This window comes from Citricoccus sp., assembly GCF_035445025.1.
Classification (GTDB): Bacteria; Actinomycetota; Actinomycetes; order Actinomycetales; family Micrococcaceae; genus Citricoccus.
Window position 1 is genome coordinate 1 of the sequence record NZ_DAOMPX010000010.1, and the last position, 14,347, is coordinate 14,347.

The 14,347-nt window shown below is 72.3% G+C and carries 13 protein-coding genes; 5 read left to right on the top strand and 8 right to left on the bottom strand.

The window, feature by feature from the left end:
• From PLJ28_RS05240 to ligM, 4 genes are all read left to right on the top strand, one after another.
• A partial coding sequence (locus PLJ28_RS05240) for a glycine cleavage T C-terminal barrel domain-containing protein (RefSeq protein ID WP_324589948.1) occupies positions 1 to 1,548 on the top strand: 1,548 nt, incomplete at its 5' end.
• Positions 1,541 to 2,194 carry a sarcosine oxidase subunit gamma gene (locus PLJ28_RS05245; protein ID WP_183530121.1) on the top strand — a complete coding sequence of 218 codons (654 nt, stop codon included), beginning with the start codon at positions 1,541 to 1,543 and terminating at the stop codon, positions 2,192 to 2,194. The genes PLJ28_RS05240 and PLJ28_RS05245, both read left to right, overlap by 8 nt.
• Positions 2,191 to 3,585 (top strand): L-serine ammonia-lyase, encoded by a 1,395-nt coding sequence (locus PLJ28_RS05250; RefSeq protein WP_183530123.1) that lies wholly within the window; start codon positions 2,191 to 2,193, stop codon positions 3,583 to 3,585. The genes PLJ28_RS05245 and PLJ28_RS05250 overlap by 4 nt, the downstream gene beginning before the upstream one ends.
• Before the next feature lie 246 nt (positions 3,586 to 3,831).
• Positions 3,832 to 5,244: a vanillate/3-O-methylgallate O-demethylase gene (gene ligM / locus PLJ28_RS05255; RefSeq protein ID WP_183530126.1), complete on the top strand. Its 1,413-nt coding sequence runs from the start codon at positions 3,832 to 3,834 to the stop codon at positions 5,242 to 5,244.
• 118 nt (positions 5,245 to 5,362) lie between these two features.
• Here ligM and PLJ28_RS05260 read toward each other — a convergent pair whose 3' ends face one another.
• The 8 genes from PLJ28_RS05260 to mftG form a co-directional block, all read right to left on the bottom strand.
• Positions 5,363 to 6,139 carry an IclR family transcriptional regulator gene (locus PLJ28_RS05260; protein WP_221243871.1) on the bottom strand — a complete coding sequence of 259 codons (777 nt, stop codon included), beginning with the start codon at positions 6,137 to 6,139 and terminating at the stop codon, positions 5,363 to 5,365.
• A gap of 44 nt (positions 6,140 to 6,183) precedes the next feature.
• The gene (locus PLJ28_RS05265; RefSeq protein WP_324589949.1) at positions 6,184 to 7,620 is read right to left on the bottom strand and encodes a glycosyltransferase; all 1,437 of its coding nucleotides are present in this window, start codon (positions 7,618 to 7,620) and stop codon (positions 6,184 to 6,186) included.
• A gap of 44 nt (positions 7,621 to 7,664) precedes the next feature.
• On the bottom strand, positions 7,665 to 8,390 hold the full coding sequence (gene mftE, locus PLJ28_RS05270) for a mycofactocin biosynthesis peptidyl-dipeptidase MftE (RefSeq protein ID WP_183530145.1): 726 nt from the start codon (positions 8,388 to 8,390) through the stop codon (positions 7,665 to 7,667).
• 20 nt (positions 8,391 to 8,410) lie between these two features.
• Complete coding sequence (gene mftD, locus PLJ28_RS05275; protein ID WP_183530129.1) at positions 8,411 to 9,604, bottom strand: pre-mycofactocin synthase MftD; 1,194 nt, start codon at positions 9,602 to 9,604, stop codon at positions 8,411 to 8,413.
• A gap of 30 nt (positions 9,605 to 9,634) precedes the next feature.
• Complete coding sequence (gene mftC / locus PLJ28_RS05280) at positions 9,635 to 10,867, bottom strand: mycofactocin radical SAM maturase (protein WP_183530131.1); 1,233 nt, start codon at positions 10,865 to 10,867, stop codon at positions 9,635 to 9,637.
• The gene (gene mftB / locus PLJ28_RS05285; protein WP_298042690.1) at positions 10,864 to 11,193 is read right to left on the bottom strand and encodes a mycofactocin biosynthesis chaperone MftB; all 330 of its coding nucleotides are present in this window, start codon (positions 11,191 to 11,193) and stop codon (positions 10,864 to 10,866) included. The genes mftC and mftB overlap by 4 nt, the downstream gene beginning before the upstream one ends.
• A complete protein-coding gene (gene mftA, locus PLJ28_RS05290) occupies positions 11,193 to 11,315 on the bottom strand; it encodes a mycofactocin precursor MftA (protein WP_221243873.1) in 123 nt (40 codons plus the stop codon). The genes mftB and mftA overlap by 1 nt, the downstream gene beginning before the upstream one ends.
• A gap of 135 nt (positions 11,316 to 11,450) precedes the next feature.
• Positions 11,451 to 13,097, bottom strand: coding sequence for a mycofactocin dehydrogenase MftG (mftG, locus tag PLJ28_RS05295; protein WP_183530418.1), 1,647 nt, complete (start codon positions 13,095 to 13,097; stop codon positions 11,451 to 11,453).
• 247 nt (positions 13,098 to 13,344) lie between these two features.
• On the opposite strand from mftG, the gene PLJ28_RS05300 reads away from it, so the two are divergent.
• On the top strand, positions 13,345 to 14,337 hold the full coding sequence (locus PLJ28_RS05300; protein ID WP_183530420.1) for an SDR family NAD(P)-dependent oxidoreductase: 993 nt from the start codon (positions 13,345 to 13,347) through the stop codon (positions 14,335 to 14,337).
• Positions 14,338 to 14,347: the final 10 nt, after the last annotated feature.

Consider the following 14,347-nt stretch of genomic DNA (forward strand, 5'->3'; position numbering starts at 1 on the left):
CCCGAGGCGCCGTCGTCGGAGTACGGATCGGTGCGCTCGCTGTGGCTGGTGCCGGCCCTGGAGGGCGAGCCGCGGGAGTGGCGTACGCACTTCGTGGACCTGCAGCGTGACCAGACCGTGGCCGACGTGCTGCGCGCCACCGGGGCCGGGATGCGCTCGGTGGAGCACGTCAAGCGCTACACCTCCATCTCCACGGCGAACGACCAGGGCAAGACCTCCGGGGTCAACGCGATCGGCGTGATCGCCGCCGCCCTGAACGAGTCGGACCTGGGCGAGGTCGGCAACACCACCTTCCGGGCGCCGTTCACACCGGTGGCCTTCGCCGCCGTCGCCGGACGCCGCCGCGGTGAGCTGTTCGATCCCGCCCGCCTGACCTCGATCCACCCGTGGCACGTGGCGAACGGGGCCCTGTTCGAGGACGTGGGCCAGTGGAAGCGGCCCTGGTACTTCCCGAAGGACGGGGAGGACATGGACGCGGCCGTGCTGCGCGAGTGCGCCGCCGTGCGCGAGTCCGTCGGCTTCATGGACGGGACCACGCTGGGCAAGATCGAGATCCGTGGCGAGGACGCCGGTGAATTCCTCAACCGCATCTACACCAACGGCTTCAAGAAGCTGAAGGTCGGCATGGGCCGCTACGGGCTGATGTGCACCGCGGACGGCATGCTCTTCGACGACGGCGTGACCATGCGCCTGGCCGAGGACCGGTTCTTCATGACCACCACGACCGGTGGCGCCGCCAAGGTGCTGGACTGGCTCGAGGAATGGCACCAGACCGAGTGGCCGGAACTGGACGTGGTGTTCACCTCGGTGACCGAGCAGTGGAGCACGATCGCCGTCGTGGGGCCGAAGTCCCGCGCCGTGGTCGCGAAGCTGGCCCCGGAGCTGGACGTCTCCAACGAGGCGTTCCCGTTCATGGCGTTCCGCGAGACCACCCTGGCCAACGGGACCCCGGCGCGGATCTGCCGGATCTCGTTCTCCGGTGAGCTCGCCTTCGAGATCAACGTCGAGGCGTTCTACGGGTTGTCCACGTGGGAGGCCGTGGCGGAGGCCGGTGCGGAGTTCGACATCACCCCGTACGGCACCGAGACCATGCACGTCCTGCGCGCCGAGAAGGGACTCATCATCATCGGCCAGGACACCGACGGCACGGTGACCCCGCAGGACGCCGGCATGGAGTGGGCCGTCTCGAAGCTCAAGGACTTCGTGGGCAAGCGCTCCTACTCCCGGCCCTACGCGGCCCGGGAGGACCGCCGGCACCTGGTGGGCGTGCTGCCCGTGGACCGCACCACGCGGCTCGCGGAAGGCGCCCAGCTGGTGGCCGCGGACACCCCCATCACCCCCGACGCCGGCCCGGTCCCGATGATCGGGCACGTCACCTCCTCCTACAACTCGGCGGCCCTGGGCCGGCCGTTCGGCCTGGCCCTCGTGGACAACGGCCGCAACCGGTTCGGCGAGATCGTGAAGTCCCCGCTCGGGGACGGATCCGTGGATGTCGAGATCACCTCACCCGTCCTGTTTGACCCTGAAGGGAGCCGTCGCGATGGCTGAGAACACCATGACGATCGACCAGTCCCAGGCATCCGGCCAGGTGGCCGCAGGCCTCCGCCGGACCCCGGCCGCACACCTGGCCGCCGAGATGGCCCAGGTGGGTGAACGCTCCCAGGGCGCAGTGTCCGTGCGCGAGCTGGCCTTCCCGGTGCAGCTGGGGCTGCGCGCCCGGCCGAACTCCGCCTCGGCCACCGCGTTGGAGGGCGTGCTCGGGGTGTCCCTGCCCACCGGACACGGACAGGTCACCGGAGACCCGGACGGCCTGCACGTGGTGTGGCTGTCCCCGGACGAGTTCCTCGCCGTGGACGTCTCCCGGGAGCAGGTGCCCGGCGAGGGGCGCGAGCTGGAGGACGCGCTGGAGGGCCTGCCCGGTCAGGCGGTGGACATCTCGGCCAACCGCAGCGTCCTGGACCTGCGTGGTCCGAGGGTGCGCGAGGTCCTGGAGAAGGGGTGCCACGCCGACCTGCACCCCCGGTCGTTCGGGGTGGGCACCGCCATCGCCACCCAGCTCGGGCCGGTGCCGGTGGTCCTGCACCGCTACGCGGACAGTGGATACCGGGTCTACCCCCGTGCCTCCTTCGCCGACTACCTCGTACGCTGGGTGCTGGATGCCGCCGAGGAGTTCTGCCATGAGGAGGTTCTGTGACCCTGAGCGTGCTTGACCTGTTCTCCATCGGGCTGGGGCCGTCGTCGTCCCACACCGTGGGACCCATGCGTGCCGCCCGCATCTTCGTGGGCGGCCTGGCGGAGAGCGGGACGCTGGAGTCCGTGGCCCGTGTCCAGGGAGAGCTGTTCGGCTCCCTGGCGGCCACGGGCATCGGGCACGGTTCGGATGCCGCAGTCGTGCTGGGGCTGGCCGGCCGGGACCCCGAGACGATCGAGGCGGACGAGGCTCCGCGCGTCGTCCTCGAGGCCATCGAGACCGGCCGGCTGGCCCTCAACGGCACCCACGAGGTCGACTTCGACAAGGACCGGGACGTGGTGCTGCACCGCGGCCAGTCCCTGCCCGGCCACCCCAACGGCATGCGCGTCTCCGCGTATGACGCCGCCGGCGGCCTGGTCGCCTCGCAGGAGTACTACTCCGTGGGCGGCGGCTTCGTGGTGACGGCCGAGGACCTGGGCACGCCGGAACCGGAGGACCAGGACAACCCGGAGCCGTACCCGTTCGCCGACGCGGCCGAGCTGCTGCAGCGATGCCGGGAGTCCGGCAAGTCCATCGCCGAGGTGATGCTCGCGAACGAACTGACCCGGCACAGTGAGGACGAGGTCCGTTCGTCCCTGCTCCACGTGTGGGCGGTCATGAGGGAGTGCGTGGAGAACGGGTGCGGCCGCACCGAGGAGACCCTGCCCGGTGGGCTGCAGGCCCGGCGCCGGGCGCCCGGGTTGCTCCGCCGGCTCCAGGAGCAGGAGGCGGCGGGGGATGACAAGGACACCCTCTGGGCCATGGAGTGGGTCAACCTGTTCGCACTGGCCGTCAACGAGGAGAACGCCTCGGGCGGCCGGGTGGTCACCGCCCCGACCAACGGGGCGGCGGGCATCATCCCCGCCGTGCTGCACTACTTCGACCGGTTCCGGGAGTGCGACGACGACGCCGTCGTGGACTTCCTGCTCACCGCCGGGGCGATCGGGACGCTGTTCAAGCGCAACGCCTCGATCTCCGGCGCGGAGGTCGGCTGCCAGGGCGAGGTCGGCTCGGCCTGCTCGATGGCGGCGGCCGGCCTGTGCGCGGTGCTCGGCGGCACGCCCGAGCAGGTCGAGAACGCGGCGGAGATCGGCCTGGAGCACAACCTGGGCCTGACCTGCGACCCGATCGCCGGACTGGTCCAGATCCCCTGCATCGAGCGCAACGCGATCGCCTCGGTCAAGGCCATCAACGCGGCCCGGCTGGCCCTGGTGGGGGACGGTTCGCACCGGGTCACCCTGGACGAGGCGATCAACACCATGCGGGAGACCGGACGGGACATGATGTCCAAGTACAAGGAGACCTCCCGCGGCGGCCTGGCCGTGAACGTGGCCGTCAACATCCCGGAGTGCTGAGGTGGGCTGACCGTCCTCCCGCTCCCGGCGTCCCGCGCCCCCGGCGTCCCGGCGTCGCCCCCGGTGGATCCCTGCGGGATCCCTGCACCAGGGGCGGCCCCGGGACCACCGGGGGCGCCCGGCGTTGAACGGGTCTCGCGGATCGTTGACAAAAGTGTTGCCCAGATCACACCTCAATACCTATGCTGAGAGGTATTGGCGGCCGGGTGATCGTTGCCGACGGCCGGACGACGCGAGGAGACAGTCATGACCGAGAAGAAGACCCTGCAGGACGTGCTGGACGCGGCCGGGAACCCCGTGGACCACATGCGCAACGTGAAGACCGGCGCGTACATATACCCGGTGGTGGCCCCGGAGTTCACCAACTGGCGCGACGAGGTGGGCGCCTGGCGCGACTCCGCCGTCATGTTCGACCAGACCCACCACATGGACAACCTGATCATCCGGGGCAGGGACGCCCACCGGCTGCTGTCCACAGTGGCCATCAACTCGCTGGAGAACTTCCCGGTCGACCGGGCCAAGCAGATCGTCCCGGTCACCCCGGCCGGCCACGTCATCGGCGACGGCATCCTGTTCCATGACGAGCAGGACCAGTACACCTACGTGGGCCGCGCCCCGGTCACGGACTGGATCACCTTCCACGCCGAGACCGGTGGCTACGACGTCGAGCTCACCGTGGACCGGCGCTCGCCGTCCCGACCGATGGGCAAGGCCGTCACCCGCGAGTTCTGGCGCCTGCAGATCCAGGGCCCCCGCGCGTGGGACGTGATCGAGAAGGTCAACGGCGGACCCGTCGAGCAGCTGAAGTTCTTCCACATGAGCTCCATGAACGTGGGTGGCACGCAGGTGCGCACGCTGCGTCACGGCATGGCCGGCGCCCCGGGGCTGGAGCTGTGGGGCCCGTACGAGGACTACGACCGTGTCCGCGAGGTGTTCATGGAGGCCGGTGAGGAGTTCGGCCTCACCGCCGTGGGCGCCCGGGCGTACTCCTCCAACACCCTGGAGTCCGGCTGGATCCCGTCCCCGCTGCCGGCCATCTACTCCGGGGACGGCATGCTCGCCGAGTACCGGCGGTGGCTCGGTGCGGACTCCTACGAGGCGATGAACACGATCGCCGGCTCCTTCGTCTCCGAGGACATCGAGGACTACTACACCACCCCGTTCGAGCTGGGCTACGGCAACTTCATCAAGTACGACCACGACTTCATCGGCCGCGAGGCCCTGGAGCAGATGGACCAGTCCGCCCAGCGCCACAAGGTCACCCTGGCCTGGGACGACGAGGACATGGCGCGCATCCACGCCTCGATGTACGGCAAGGGCGAGCTGCCCTACAAGTTCTTCGACCTGCCCAACGCCAACTACGGCTCGTCCAACTTCGACGCCGTGGTGGACGAGTCCGGCAGGGTGGTGGGGCTGTCCATGTTCACCGGGTACTCGTTCAACGAGCGCACCGCGCTCTCCCTCGCGGTGGTGGACCCGGACGTGCAGGTCGGGGACCGGCTGAAGGTCGTGTGGGGTGAGCCCGACGGCGGTTCCGGCAAGACCACCGTGGAACGCCACCGGCAGATCGAGGTCAACGTGACCGTCTCCCCGGTGCCCTACTCCTCCGAGGTCCGCGAGAACTACGAGGGGTCCTGGCGCAAGGTGGGGGCCGTCTGACCGGCGCCCGTCCCTGAGGCAGCGCCACGGCGGCCCCGCGAGCCCTCCGGTCACGGGGCCGCCGTGCGCCTGCCGCGCCCCGCACGCGAGGGTCCCGGAGCCGCGCCCCGGGCCCGCCTCACCCGCAGGCGGCGCAGTACGCCAGGCGCGCGAGCTCGCGGGAGATGTTGCGGGCCGTCGTGGTGACCGGGGGGATCAGCTGGTGGGAGGTGAAGCGGTCCTTCTGCACGGTGATGCCGACGGCCGCGACGACCTTGCCGTGGGAGTCGACGATCGGTGCCGCGACGGCCATGACGCCGGTGGCGATCTGGTCGTAGGCGACGGCGACGCCGCGCTGCCGGATCTCGGCCAGCAGCTGGCGCAATTCGTGCTGGTCCGTGACCGTGAAGGGTGAGTACGACTCCAGGGGCCGGTCGAGGGCGAGGTCCTGCTCGTAGGGGTCGGCGGCCGCCATCAGGACCCGCCCGGTCGCGGTGGCGTGGCGCGGCCACCGGCCCCCAAAGCGGCTGTCCACGTCCGCCCCGCCGGGTGCCTTGAGCGACTCGAGGTAGAGGACGTCGTGCCCGACGGACACGGACAGGTGGACGTTGGCACGGGTCGCGTGGTGCAGGCCATGGAGGTAGGGATACGCGGCCGACTTGAGCGCCAGGCGGTGCTGCGCGAGGGAGCCGAGCTCCAGGATCTTCAGGCCCACCGTGTACTGCCCGCTGGCCTGCCGTTCCAGCGCACCCCAGTCGGTGAGTTCCCCGACCAGCCGGTGGGCCGTCGGCAGCGTGAGTCCCGCCAGCCGGGCGATCTCGCTGAGGGTGAGGCTGTCGTTGCGGTCGGAGAAGGCGTCCAGGATCGCCAGGACGCGGCCGGCCGCTGTCATCTTTTCGGATACCGCAGAGGTCATGATCTCACCGTGTCCACCATCGCATCATCGTATTCAACGAATAACTATCTTGATAGGTATTTCTGTCGCGCGGGCCGTCGTCGTCCCGAGGACCCCCGTGGGCCCGCGCGGCTGCCGATGAGGACCGGCAGCAGGGCCCTCATCGATCCTCCGCGGGCCAGGCCGCGCACCGTCCCCCAGGCGAAGGCGGCGTTCTCGACCACCCGCAGGGCCAGCAGGGGAAGGTCGGCCGGATGGCGCAGGCGCAGGGCCAGGTCCACGGCGACGCCACGCACCAGGAGGCGCCGCGCCCGTCGCGAGGACGGTGCTGCCAGGACCAGGGGCCAGAACCAGTAGCGGGCCACCAGGGCCGAGCTCTGCTCCAGGTTGGCCCGGAGCCCGGCGGCGGCCAGGCGCAGCACGGACCGCGGCGGCAGGCCCAATGGGGCCAGGCGGCCGCGCAACCGGAGCGCGGTCACGGCGAACACGCCCGGGGGGATGGCGGTGGACCATCCCGCGGGGGCGACGAGGCAGGCGGCGACCACCAGTCCGCCCACCGTGTACCGGGCCGGGGCCAGGAGGGGGCCGTGCCGCCGGGCGAGGGGACCGGAGCTCTCGCCGTAGCCCGCATGCTGGCGGCACCAGGCGCGCAGGCCGGGCCGGCTCGCGTGCCGCACCACGACCTCCGGGACGTAGCGGACCCACCAGCCCCGGTCCACCAGCCGCCAGGCCAGGTCGACGTCCTCGCCGACGCGCAGGGTCTCGTCGAATCCGCCCCGGAGGACCTCCGTCCGGGCCACCCAGCAGGCGGTGGGGACGTAGGAGACCCGGCGGCCCGGTCCGACGAGGCCGGGCACCGTCCCGAGGTCCAGGGCACCCCACCTCTGGTCGTAGCGCACCACGGGATGGGCTGCCGGCGTGGAGTGCGCGCGGACCCGGGGTGCGACGGCGGCCACCAGCGGGTCCGCCAGCTCGGCGAGCAACCGGCGCAGATCCGCCGGCCCGAGGGTCACGTCGGAGTCCACCAACGCCACGTAGGGGGTGGACACCGTCGCGATCCCGGCCGTGCGGGCGCCGGCCGGCCCCCGGTTGGCCGGCAGCCTCAGCAGGCGGGCCCCGTGGGCCCGGACGACCCGGTCGATCGACCGCGGGTCCGCGGAGGCGTCGTCGACCACCAGCACGGGGGGACCCGGGGCGGCCCGGTCGTCACGGGCGCGGGGGGCCAAGGCGCGGAGCAGGCGGTCCAGTCCGGCCGGGCGGTCCCTCACGGGGACCACGACCGTGAGGTCCTCCAGGGCCGGTGCCGCGGGGAGCCGATCCGGCCAGGGCACGGCCATGTCCAGTTCCATCAGCCGGCGCACGACCCCGGTGCCGACGTCCCCGCCCACGCGCACCGAGTCACCCTCCAGCAGCGCACGCACCGACGAGCTCATCCTGGCCACGGCGGGCCGGAGGGACGATTCCAGGACGCCGTGACGATGGTGCCGCGCGGTCAGGCGCACGCGGAACCCCTCCGGCAGGGGGGTCTCGGGGGGCGCGGACACGGTCATCGCACGAGACGCCCGCCCTGGCCCACCCGGCCCTGCACCAGCCGCTCCTGCACCGTCGAGCACAACCGGTCGAACAGATCGTCACCGGCCGCCGCCGTCGCCGTGGTCGGGTCCCCGAGCACCCCGTTGGGGGAGACGGCGGCGACACCATGCTCCCGCAGCCGGGGCATGAGGTCCCCGACCGGATCGGTCCGGCCGCGTTCACGCGCCCGGTGGTGCACCTGGCCCGGGCGCAACCGCAGCATCAGCGAGGTCTCGGTGTGCCCAGCATGGGCGTCCGCTCCGGCCAGCTCCATGCCGGTCCACGCCGCGTCCCGGCCCTCTGACGCCAACAGTCCGCACGCCTCGATGAGGGAGGGGACGTTGCCGCCGTGTCCCGTGACGAACCGGACGCCCCGCGTCCAGCGGGTGGCGGACCGCACCAGTTCCACGAGGTACCCGACGAGCTGGGCCCGCCCGATGGACACGGTGCCGGCGAAGCCCTCATGCTCGCCGCTGCATCCGAACGGGATGAGCGGCCCCAGGACCCAGTCCGGTCCGAGCCGCGGGGCGACGCGCCGGCAGACCTCCCCCGCGATCACGTTGTCCGTGCCGAGGGGCAGGTGCGGGCCGTGCTGCTCCACCGATCCCAGCGGCACCAGCAGCATCGGCGACCCTCCCGACTCCGCGGACGTGCGCGCCTCGAGGCCGACGGCCCCGGTGGGCGTCGCGGTCGACGGCATCGCCCGTGCGGAGGGGGTGGTCACAGCGAGAGGGCGAAGTCGTCCGGCACCACGAGGTGCTCCGGGCCCAGGTCGTGGATGGACCCGACGCCCATGCCGGTCAGGGAGGCCTCGATGCCCGAGCGCATCAGGTCCAGGACGTTCTCCACGCCGGAGGAGCCGTTGGCGGCCAGGCCCCAGAGGTAGGCGCGGCCGATCATGACGGCGCGGGCACCGAGGGCCACGGCCTTCACCACGTCGGAACCGCGGCGCACCCCACCGTCGAGCAGGACCTCCACCTCGTCGCCGACGGCCTCGGCGATGGCCGGCAGCATGCGGATGGCGGCCGGCGTGCTGTCCAGGTTGTTGCCGCCGTGGTTGGACACGGAGATCGCGGTGGCGCCGGCGTCGACCGCCCGCCGGGCCTCCTCGACCTGCATGACGCCCTTGACCATGGTCGGACCACCCCACTCGCGGATGATCCACTCGATGTCCTGCCACGTGGGAGGCTGCGTCTGCAGCCATTCACCGTAGGCGCCGAAGAACGTCGGGCCGAGCTGGCCCGGATCGACCAGGTTGGGCACGGTGAGGTCCGGGATCCCGCCGTTGGCGAGGAAGGACGCCAGCCACCGGGGCCTGGTCACCACCGAGGGCGCCAGCCGCAGGGCGGAGCGCAGGTCGATCCGCTCGGGGATCTCCGGGCTGCCCCAGTCGCGCCCCACGGAGAAGGACCAGTCCGTGGTGAGGATCAGGCCCTTGGCCCCGGCCTGCCGGGCCCGCTCGATGCGCCGGACCATGTCCTCGCGCGAACCGGTCCAGTACACCTGGAAGAACAGGTCCGGATTGGTGGCGATCACCTGCTCGATCGGCTTGCTCGCGAACGAGCTCAACCCCATCGCCGTGCCGCGGTTCCGGGCGGCCTGCGCCACCGCGACCTCACCGTCGGGGTGCACGGCCTGCACCCCGGTGGGGGAGATCATCACCGGCATCGAGAGGTCGACGCCCATGACGGAGGTGGCCAGGTCATGCCCCCTCGTCTGGCCGACCGTCACCGGTCGCAGGCCGAGGCGGGAGAAGGCGGCGACGTTCTCCGTGACCGTCACACCGGCCTCGGACCCCGCGAGCAGCGCCGAGTAGACCGGCGAGGGCAGCTGCTTGCGTGCCCGCCGCTGCGCCTCGCTCACCGTCTCGAACCAGGGGTTCTTGGTCCAGGGGGTCGAAAGCCGTGTTGCCATGGTTCTCCTGCTTGCGGGTCTGGTGCGCGTTCAGCGCAGGGTGGGGGCCGGCTGGAACCCGGCGAGGGGGCTCTCGGCACAGGCCGAGACCGGCGGGGCATCGGGCCGTCGGCGCTGCAGCTGTACCAGGACCGGTTCGTTGCGCGTGGCGAACGGCCGGGAGTGGTCCTGGCTCGCCGGGGGGACGGATCGCTGTCCCAGCAGGGCGGTCTCGCTGTGGCCCAGGACGCACTCCGGATCGGGGCCGTCCATGGGCAGGCCGGTGAAGAACTTGGCCGCCATGCACCCGCCGCGGCACGAGTCGAAGAAGGGGCACGACGAACAGGCCCCGGCGGACTGGGGGTTCCGCAACTCCCGGAACAGTCCGGAGTCGCGCCAGACACCGGCGAACCCGCCCTCACCGAGCACGTTGCCGGCAAGGAACTCGTCGTGGATGGCGAAGGGGCAGGCGTAGACGTCACCGATGGGGTCGATGAGGCACACCACCCGGCCGGCGCCGCAGAGGTTCAGCCCGGGCAGCGGGCCACCGAGTGGGGCCAGGTGGAAGAAGGAGTCCCCGGTGAGCACGTCCTCACCGTGGGCCACCAGCCACCGGTAGAGCTCCTGCTGCTGCTCGGGCAGCACGTGCAGCTCGTCCCAGACGTCCGCCCCGCGTCCGGAGGGGCGCAGCCGGGTGAGCCTCAGGGTGGCACCGTAGCGGTCCGCGATCGCCTTGAACTCGTCCAGCTGGCCCACGTTCTGGCGGGTGACCACCACCGAGACCTTGGCGTCCCGGAACCCTGCCTCGTGCAGGTTGGCCAGCGCGCGCAGCGCCGTGTCGTAGGAGCCCGGGCCACGGATGTAGTCGTTGACCTCCGCGGTGGCGCCGTCCAGGGACACCTGGACGTCCACGTAGTCCGTGGCGGCCAGGCGGCGGGCGTTCTCCGGGGTGATCCGCACGCCGTTGGTGGAGAACTTGACGCCGACCTGGTGGGCGACGGCGTAGTCCACCAGGTGCCAGAAGTCCGGTCTCACGGTGGGTTCGCCTCCACCGATGTTGACGTAGAACACCCCCATCCGCTGCAGTTCGTCGATGACGGCCTCGCACTGCTCGGTGGTCAGCTCCCGGGGGTCGCGGCGTCCGGAGGAGGACAGGCAGTGGGCGCAGGACAGGTTGCAGGCGTAGGTCAGCTCCCAGGTCAGGCAGATCGGGGCGTCCAGTCCCTGCTCGAAGTGGTCGACCAGCCGGTTCTGAGGCCGGCGGTCCAGGGCCGGTGCGGTCATGGGGTGTCTCTTTCCTCGGGCCCGCCCTCGGGCAGGGCGTGGTCGGTCAGCATCCGGATGCGCTGCAGGTGGTGCAGCACCTGCAACAACGGTCCGCGCTCCTCGGCGGGAACCCCGGCCCGGTCCATGCAGTCCCCGACCGTCGTCGTGCCGTCCATCAGGCGGACCACGTGGGCCAGCCGGGGGGACTTCAGGAACATCAGCGTGCGCGTGCGGAAGTCGTACAGCAGGGCCCCGAAGCGCTCGGGGCGGACGGACACGCTGCGTGCCAGGCACGGGCTGGCGGTCACGTCCAGGGCGGGAGCGGCCTGGACCGGGGTGGACATCAGTACACCCCGCACATGCCGTCGATCGAGACCTCCTCGATCAGCTCGCCGAGGGTGTCGGCCGGGGTCTCGTCGGCGGGCTGGACGTCGTCCTGGTGCTGGGGTGCCATCGGGGATGCCATGGGATGTGACCTCTCTGGGATCGTTCGCCGGGCGGCGACGGGACCGGAAGGACGCCGGTGGGGGGCTGTGCGCCCTCTCCGCCCTGGTGCCTATCGCCATAGGGGCTGATCGCCCTGACCTCGATGTTAGGGAGATCACATCCGGAGCCCAAGGGTGGCTTCCGCGTGATGGAAGCCTCCCGGTGGCGTGGTGCTCCGAGACCGGGTGTCCGTACCCCTCAGGGTCGCCATGTGCGTGCCCACCAGCGCCGCCGTGGAGGCCGGCCCGCGGCTGGGCACGTCCGGGAGCACGGAGGTGTCCACGATGCGCAGCCCCTCCACCCCGTGGACGCGGCCCTGCTGGTCGGTGACGCTGCCGGGGCTCTCGGGCGGCCCCATGGGTGCCGTCCCCGCGGTGTGCACGGCCGTGCCCAGGTTCCGGGCCATCCAGGAGTCCAGGGCGGCATCATTCGCAGGCAGCAGATCCTCCAGGCGGCCGGCGTCCAGGAGGTCTCCCAGCGGACCGGACCTCAGGAGCGCATGGGTCGTCCTGAGTCCGGTGCGCAGGCGGGCGCGGTCATGCTCGGTGGAGAGGTGGCGGTGCCGGATCCGCAGCGGTCGGCGTGGGTCCGCGGACTCCAGGGTGAGGTCCCCCCGGCTCTCCGGTCGCTGCAATGCGACGATCACGGCCAGGTCACCCGACTCATCGGGGGCCCCGGCCAGCGCGCCGAAGGAGCGCAGCATGGGCAGGACCTCGACGTCTCCGGGCGTGGCCGTGGACTCACCGGACAGGTGCAGTGCCCACCCGAAGAGCAGGCGGTCGGGATTCGGCACCGGACGGCGCAGCGGGACGGTCACCATCAGGTCCGGATGGTCGCTGAAGGAGGCGCCGACCCCGGGGGAGTCCACGGCCACGGGCACCCCGGCCCGGCGCAGCGCGGTCGCCGGGCCGATCCCGGAGAGCATGAGCAGATGGGGGGTGGCGAGCGGACCGGCAGCCAGGACCACCTCGTCACAGTGGACGCGGACCGGCTGTCCGTCGCGTTCGGCCTCGACCCCCACGGCCCGGTTCCCGTCCAGGAGGATCGTCCGCACGGTGGTGTCACCCCAGGCGGTGATGTGTCCCTCCCGCAGGGCCGGCAACAGGTGGGTCAGTCCCGTGTTCATGCGCACGCCGTCGCGGACGTTGAGCGGCAGCGGTCCATGCCCCTCGGCCACGGCGGGGTCGTTCAGGTCGGTCACCGGTGCGAATCCCAGGTCGTCCGCAGCCTCGGAGAAAGCCTGCGCCACCGGGGAACGGTCGAGGCGGGCCCGGCTGACCGGCACGGGACCGGCCGATCCGTGGACCACCGTTCCCGGGCGGGCACCGCCCCGCCCGGTGTCTCCGAAGTCCGTGTCGTCCTCCAGGGTGCGCAGCACCGGCACCACCCGTTCCGGGGCCCAATCGGGGTTGCCGGCGGCGGACCAGCGGTCCAGGTCCGTGAGGCGGGGCCAGACGAAGTAGGCGCCGTTCACGGCGGTGCATCCGCCGGCACCGGCGCCCCGGCCGATGTCCGCCGGGGTGCCGGGTGCCAGTTCCGCCGGGAACCAGCTGGTGTGCGCGCCGCGTCCGGCCACGGTCGGCAGGGCCGCCGCGTCGAGAACCTCCGGCGGGAAACCGGACGCGTCCCGCGGGACCGGGCCCGCCTCCAGCACCAGCACCCGTGCCCCGGTCAGGGCGGCCGCGCGGGCGGCGAAGGGCGCGCCGGCCCCACCCGCTCCGACCACCACGATGTCGTACTCGTGCCGCTCTGTCGCCGTCATCGGTCCTCCGCCCGCCGTCACCGTCTCACCGTCACCGCCCGCGGTCCGCGCCTGCAGTCACTGCCTGCCGTCGCCACCCCTTCCGCACCCCGAGGCGGGACCGGCCCGGTCCGCGGTCCCCGGGCGGCCAGGGGGAGGCCGGCGGCCCGTGACCGATCCTCGCGGATGGACGCCGGTGGTGCGCGGTGCCTTCCACCGGGGGGAAGGCGGGCACCGGGCGCGCGGGGCCGGGCCTACCGTGGCGGACGTGGATGAGAACGTGGACGAGAACGTGGACAAGAACACCACCGAGGGTGCAACCGAGGGCCGTGCAGGACACCCTGGTGAGGGCACGCCGCCCTCCGGTGGCGGCCCGGCCGGTGCGGGTGCTCACGGGAGCCTGGCCGGTCAGGTCGCGCTGGTCACGGGATGCGGCAAGCCCGACGGGATGGGTCAGGGTATCGCCCGGGAGCTGGCCGCGCGGGGCGCGGCCCTCGTCCTGACGGACCGCGAACCGCGCGGCGTGGCCAACGAACGCCAGCGACGGCGGGGGGAGGCGCCGCCGTCGGGCCTGGTGGAGTTCGCCGGGGACCTGGGCCGGGCCGGGGCCCGAGTCGAGACCGTGCTGGCCGACATCTCCGTCCGTGACGACGTCGATCGGCTGTTCGACACCGTCCGGGAGGTCCACGGCCGGCTCGACATCCTGGTGAACAACGCCGCCGCGCCGCAGGGTGTGGACCGCCAGGACGTGGAGGACGTGCCCGACGAGGCCTTCGACCTCCAGATCGACGTGAACGTCCGCGGCACCTACTGGATGTGCCGGTCCGCCGTACCCCTGATGCGCGCCCAGGGATACGGGCGGATCGTCAACGTCTCCTCGATGGCCGGGCTCACCGCGGCACCGGGTTCCGTGGCGTACTCGGCCTCCAAGGCCGCCGTGATCGGGATGACGCGGGCCCTGTCGATGGACCTGGGGCCCTGGGGGATCACCGTCAATGCCGTCTGCCCCGGGCTGGTGGCCACGAGCCGGGCCGTCCTGGACCCGGTGGCCGACCTCGACCTGGCGCAGGCCATGGCGGCCCGCGGCCGGGCCATCCCGGTGGGACGGGTGGGGATGCCGGCGGACATCGGTGCCCTCGTGGCCTTCCTCGCCTCTCCCGATGCCGGGTACGTCACCGGCCAGGCCATTCCGGTGGACGGGGGCGGGCTGAGCCCATTCCCCCTGCGACGGCCCGAGCCGGTGCTCGGCAGCGCCGTCTGAACACGCACGT